The sequence below is a fragment of the Moorena sp. SIO3E8 genome (assembly GCF_010692445.1).
In the GTDB taxonomy this organism is placed as follows: Bacteria; Cyanobacteriota; Cyanobacteriia; order Cyanobacteriales; family Coleofasciculaceae; genus Moorena; species Moorena bouillonii.
In genome coordinates this window covers 1-4,958 of record NZ_JAAHHM010000251.1, presented here as the reverse complement: position 1 = coordinate 4,958, position 4,958 = coordinate 1, and the positions used below count along the sequence as shown (strand labels likewise).

The 4,958-nt window shown below is 43.9% G+C and carries 7 protein-coding genes and 1 pseudogene; 3 read left to right on the top strand and 5 right to left on the bottom strand.

Features of this window, described 5'->3' with window-relative positions; genetic code table 11:
* Positions 1 to 228: 228 nt before the first annotated feature.
* The 4 genes and pseudogenes from F6K46_RS38060 to F6K46_RS38045 form a co-directional block, all read right to left on the bottom strand.
* On the bottom strand, positions 229 to 420 hold the full coding sequence (locus F6K46_RS38060; RefSeq protein ID WP_293068141.1) for a hypothetical protein: 192 nt from the start codon (positions 418 to 420) through the stop codon (positions 229 to 231).
* A gap of 174 nt (positions 421 to 594) precedes the next feature.
* Positions 595 to 1,344, bottom strand: coding sequence for a group II intron maturase-specific domain-containing protein (locus F6K46_RS38055; RefSeq protein ID WP_293068144.1), 750 nt, complete (start codon positions 1,342 to 1,344; stop codon positions 595 to 597).
* A 75-nt stretch (positions 1,345 to 1,419) separates the two neighbouring features.
* Positions 1,420 to 2,430 (bottom strand): annotated as a pseudogene (locus tag F6K46_RS38050) (reverse transcriptase domain-containing protein); the annotation flags it as partial.
* A 653-nt stretch (positions 2,431 to 3,083) separates the two neighbouring features.
* Entirely contained in the window at positions 3,084 to 3,290 is a 207-nt protein-coding gene (locus tag F6K46_RS38045; protein ID WP_293118020.1) for a hypothetical protein, read from the bottom strand.
* On the opposite strand from F6K46_RS38045, the gene F6K46_RS38040 reads away from it, so the two are divergent.
* From F6K46_RS38040 to F6K46_RS38030, 3 genes are all read left to right on the top strand, one after another.
* Positions 3,282 to 3,473, top strand: a complete 192-nt coding sequence (locus F6K46_RS38040; RefSeq protein WP_293118017.1) for a hypothetical protein — start codon at positions 3,282 to 3,284, stop codon at positions 3,471 to 3,473. The two genes, F6K46_RS38045 and F6K46_RS38040, sit on opposite strands and share 9 nt — an antisense overlap.
* An 18-nt stretch (positions 3,474 to 3,491) precedes the next feature.
* Entirely contained in the window at positions 3,492 to 3,944 is a 453-nt protein-coding gene (locus F6K46_RS38035) for a helix-turn-helix domain-containing protein (RefSeq protein WP_075899538.1), read from the top strand.
* A 95-nt stretch (positions 3,945 to 4,039) separates the two neighbouring features.
* On the top strand, positions 4,040 to 4,306 hold the full coding sequence (locus F6K46_RS38030) for a hypothetical protein (protein WP_293068134.1): 267 nt from the start codon (positions 4,040 to 4,042) through the stop codon (positions 4,304 to 4,306).
* Here the strand turns inward: F6K46_RS38030 and F6K46_RS38025 are convergent.
* Positions 4,265 to 4,819: a YcaO-like family protein gene (locus tag F6K46_RS38025; protein ID WP_366510880.1), complete on the bottom strand. Its 555-nt coding sequence runs from the start codon at positions 4,817 to 4,819 to the stop codon at positions 4,265 to 4,267. The genes F6K46_RS38030 and F6K46_RS38025 overlap by 42 nt on opposite strands.
* Between the last annotated feature and the right edge of the window lie 139 nt (positions 4,820 to 4,958).

Here is a 4,958-nt window from a genome sequence, read left to right as displayed (position 1 = left end):
GCAACTCCTCAGTTTGACAACTAATACAATTGTTTCAACTTATAGTTCCACACCAACGACAAACAAAGGATATTTTCCACATCTGCTCACTATTTTGTAAACAAATATTAAGTTCGCCAGCGGTATCTAATAAGGGGGACTTTTAGAATAAAATTGACTCTTTTTCCCCCCAAAGTTGGGGGGCTAGGGGGGCAAAATCCAGTATAAAAAAACTTTTCAGATATCCTCTTAAAACTCTTCCTCTATAGGCTGTCCGTGATCAAAAATAATGATAAATTCAGCATCGGGCATCAACCGTTTCAAAGCCTTTAAGTGGCCTTCCGCATCGGAACGCTTGCGGAAACGAGCAACAACGACCCGTTGCATCTTTGATAGCAGCCTAATAATCACCCATGGGTGTAGGCGCTGATGGTAAGTCATAATCTATGTATCTCCTTGTACTGGGGGACCAAGAGCCAGCCACACCGGCCTCGCAAAATCCGTTGGCTGGCTCTTCCCATGGACGTTTAGTCGGGTAAGGTGAGAAATGTTACCATCTCTCCCTCCCCTAAGAACCGGACTTGAGACTTTCATACTCATCCGGCTCAAGCCTAATCAGGTATCCTGGTGAAGCTTCTTATGTTTGGCTTTGTGACAGTGACTATGTAGAATCTGTAGATTCTTAGTTTCACTGTTTCCGCCTCCCTTGATAGGTATGGTATGATGTACCTCGAAGTTATCATCGAGTTCGATAGGTAGATTGCAAATAGGACATATCCCTTTTTGGTGAATATATACCTTTTCGTATTTGCTACCTTTGGCAAATTTGGACTTCCCCCATTTAGTCTTCCTTTTCTTCCAATATTCTTTTAGGTCAGGGTCAAAGGGGGATGAGTTTCCTTTTACCTTTTCAAATCTGATAATAGGTACATCTTTGGCTGCGTTGACTAGGATTTCCTCTTTCTTTCTTTTTCCACTTGATATGGTGAAGAAGTTCAAGGTATCTTTGTCAATGGTTTTGAAGTATTTCCTCTTAATCCACTTCCAGGCTTTCTTTGGATGTTGTCTCTTTAGATACCTGTATATGGAACTGAGAATTTTATACCTTACATTGTTGAATGTTTTCTTGGAGCATACGAATCTGTAATAGTTTAGCCATCCTCTAATCTTCGGATTTAGCTTTTTGATTACATCTTCTGTATTTAGTGCCCTAGCTTCATTCTTGAGTATGCTACGAATTTCCTTTAAGAATCTCTTAACTTCTTCCTGGTCAGGTGTTATTATACATGAATAGCATATTTCCTCCCTGATTTTGGCGTTTGGTGTCGGGATTCTTATAGCATTTGGTTTTAGATTTTTAAGCATTTTTCGTGCTTTCTTCTTGTACCTCTTGCTATCTAATCTCAGGGTTTTTGTCTTTCTTTGTTGAATCTGGAACCCCAGGAAGGAAAAACCTTCTTCTATTATGTTTCTGATTTTGGTCTTTTCTCTGTTGAGTTCCAGCCCCCTTTTTCTTAGCCATTTTTCTACTCTGGGGATTATTTCTTCCAGGTTTTCTTTTGTTTGGCTGGTGATTACGAAGTCATCTGCGTATCTAGCAAATCTGTATTTATCTACCTCCTTTTTCTTATTTATGGTTTTCCCTCTACTTCGAGTTGTGTAATCTATCTTACATTTTTCGGATATGACTTCTTGGAGTCCATCGAGGGCTATATTTGCTAGTAGTGGGCTGATGATTCCGCCTTGGGGTGTTCCTGAGTTGGTTGGATGGAATATCCTGTTATCCACGTATCCACATTTTAGCCATTTCTTGATTAGACTTCTTTTCGGTAGTCCTTCCAATTTATCCATGATGAAGCCATGAGATATATTGTCAAATGCTCCTTTAATATCTGCATCAAGAACCCAGTGGTGTGAGCTACCCTTTTTGAGGCCAGCTCACACTTCTTGGATGGCGTCGTGACAGCTTCTTCCAGGTCTGAATCCGTAACTATTGGGTTCAAAGCTTACCTCGAATACTGGTTCATATGCCATTTTTATTATGGCTTGACCTATTCGGTCTTTTATGGTTGGTATTCCTAAGGGTCTTTTCTTCCCATTTGATTTAGGTATATAGACTCTCTTGGTGGGGCTTACTTCATTCCAGTTCCAGTTTTTCATTAGTCGGTTTTTCTCTTTGGTTTTGATGGCTACATAACCGTCTATTCCTGGAGTGTTCCTTCCTTTGTTTTTAACCGTAACTGTCTGTATTGCTAAGGCTAATGCTGACTTGCTATTTATAATTAGTTTCATCAGATTTTTCACCTTATCCCATCCGCTGCCTTTTAGTTGAGCTTCAATGGTAGCCCTGAATATTCTTCTTTGAAGTTTGAGAACCTGTTTATTGATGACTTTCCAGTCTATCTCAGTCCAGTCCCAGACTCCAGTACCAGTATTGGTTCTACTTTTCATCGGGGTGAGTCTCTATTCCTCAATTCTTGGAACATTCTGATTAGACCAACCTGACGTCTGCTACCTCTCGGTATGATTCATAGGAATCTATATGTCCGGTTATGATTTCCCGTTGACTTTCGTCGTGACATCATTTGCTTTTTCAGGTCTCCTACTCCCTGTCAACCCTGGGCTTCTTTTGCAATCCGCTTTGCCATTTATTGGCGGTTGAAATTTCAGGGGTTACCGTGTTCATCAAGTGAAGTTTTCGATATCCCTTTAGGTTCATCCTTTGCTCCGGAGTTCTTCGTTGCATCAGATTGAGAAGGACACAATCCCCAATCACTTATTATCGAACTCGGTGCCCTTTTGGCTACAGTGTTTCAATCACGTTTCACTGTTCAACCGTTACGAAGCTTTTATAGATGTTCACTTTCGTTAACCATTGGGTATCTTCCTGCTAGCACTTGCGGCGGTGTGATTCCGACCTTGGGTGCTACTTCCTGTATTTCTACAGGACTTTATCGAGAATCTGCACTCAGGTTCCGATTATTCTTCCCCCCTCATCTCGGCAGGCTGGAGGATGCACTCTCCAGAAAGCCATTTCAGGCTTTGGTTCAACTTGACGCTTTCACGTCGCGCACGACCACAGTTTTACTATAGCACAAAAATATTTAATTATAACATATTTTGAAAATTTTTGTAACAAAATTAGGGAATCGGGAGTCGGGAATCGGGAGTCGGGAATCGGGAGTTTGGGAAAAAATCCTGTTTACCTTACTCGTGATTAGAGCTATAGAGTGCGATTGACCTTGGCCAAAAGGCATGCACGCTAGGGGAACGGTCACGCTACGGGGGATTGACCTTGGCCTTTGGGTCACGCTACGGGATGCTTCTTTGGAGCCGCTACGCGATTGGCCGTAGGCCACGCTACGCGAACGCATCCACGACCGTATCTCAAACTCTTCCGTCTATTCCCGATTCCCGATTCCCGATTCCCGATTCCCGATTCCCCAAAATTGTCAATTCTCTTTTTTTCCATTAAACTAGTATTATCGGAATAGTTAAGGGGGAGTCCACTGATGAACAAGTGTGTTGGTACTACTGAAGCCGCATCTCTGTTAGGAATTTCGTCTCGGCGATTGCGCCAACTCCTAGAGAAGGGTCGGGTTCGGGGTGCTTATAAAAGTGGGAAATTCTGGATTATTCCTCTGTTCAACCATTTGCCACAAATTACCAAAGGCTCCCGTGGACCGAAGGGCAAATGGCAGACTAGTCGTCCCCCGGCTTTAGCGAAGATTAATGTCAACCGCAATCACATTGGCTCGAATATGCACAAAAGCCCTCAAGAGCGGAAGCCAGTGATTTCAGTAAAACGAAAGGGTACCAATCTCTACGGCAACGAAGTCGAAATCCTCGGTCCTTGTAAGATTGTCTATAATCCCGATCATCCCCTCGATTGTGGCGCTCGTCTGTGGATCGAAACCTTCAGTGATATTCACTTCATTGGTGGCAGTTTCCCGGCTACTAGCTGAGTTCGGGAGTCGGGAATCGGGAGTCGGGAATCGGGAGCGGTGCGACCCGTGGCGAATTTAATTCGCCTACGGAAAGCGCACCGAGGGAGTGGGAAGTGTGGGAAGTGTGGGAAGTGTGGGAAGTGTGGGAAGTGTGGGGAGATGGGGAGATGGGGAGATGGGGAGATAGGGAGATGGGGAGAGAATTCTTGTCCACTGTTCCCTGTTCCCCGTTCCCTGTTCCCTGTTCCCGATTCCCGATTCCCGACTCCCGATTCCCGACTCCCGATTCCCGACTCCCAATTCTTAATTCTAAATTCTTAATTCTTAATTCCCCATTCCTACAAAATCATCGGGATCGGATTAAGTTGATCTTCCCTTAAGGGTTCCGCGAACAAGCCTAACTTAACGGGGACATCATACAACCGACCGGGGGCGAATCTTGCCCAAAAATGGCGCATCCCTGGTACTATCACTTTGACTACATTTAAGCCAATATCCGGGCGGGTTTGGTCTAGAACTAGGGTTTCCATGCCTGCGGACTGGGCAATGTTGACACAGGTCATGACATCCTCATAAATATCATCACTCCACTGTTGAGCATAGTCACTGTAAAGCTTGAGGGGAATGTCAGGATTGGGAACCATGTAGGGATGGTCTTTGCGGTTTAGATTATGCTTATTCCATTCCTCCCAAGCCCCGGTTTCACTGGGTTCCACGTCATCCACATAAAATCCCAGTTGGTTCATCTCTGTGACTGCCCGTAAAATGGCAATCCGAGGATCGAGATGGGCACCAAACCCGGCAATAATCCCTTCTTGTTCCTGATCGGTGCGGGCTGAGATGGCAGCAAAGGCCGGAATGCCTAAATCACTGGTAATATCCAGCACCCACAAGTCACGTTTGCGGGGTGCATCTCAGTTTTGCAAAAATACCAAAATCATGATATCATGATATTATTAATGATAAATAGTTTCTAATAATTACTAAAACTCATGAACTTGAGTCCGGAAGAAAAGCAAGAGCTAAAAGAAC

Coding starts and splice junctions, on each gene's coding strand:
- F6K46_RS38060 (WP_293068141.1), bottom strand. CDS start 420: ATGACTTACCATCAGCGCCTACACCCATGGGTGATTATTAGGCTGCTA.
- F6K46_RS38055 (WP_293068144.1), bottom strand. CDS start 1,344: ATGCTTAAAAATCTAAAACCAAATGCTATAAGAATCCCGACACCAAAC.
- F6K46_RS38035 (WP_075899538.1), top strand. CDS start 3,492: ATGAACAAGTGTGTTGGTACTACTGAAGCCGCATCTCTGTTAGGAATT.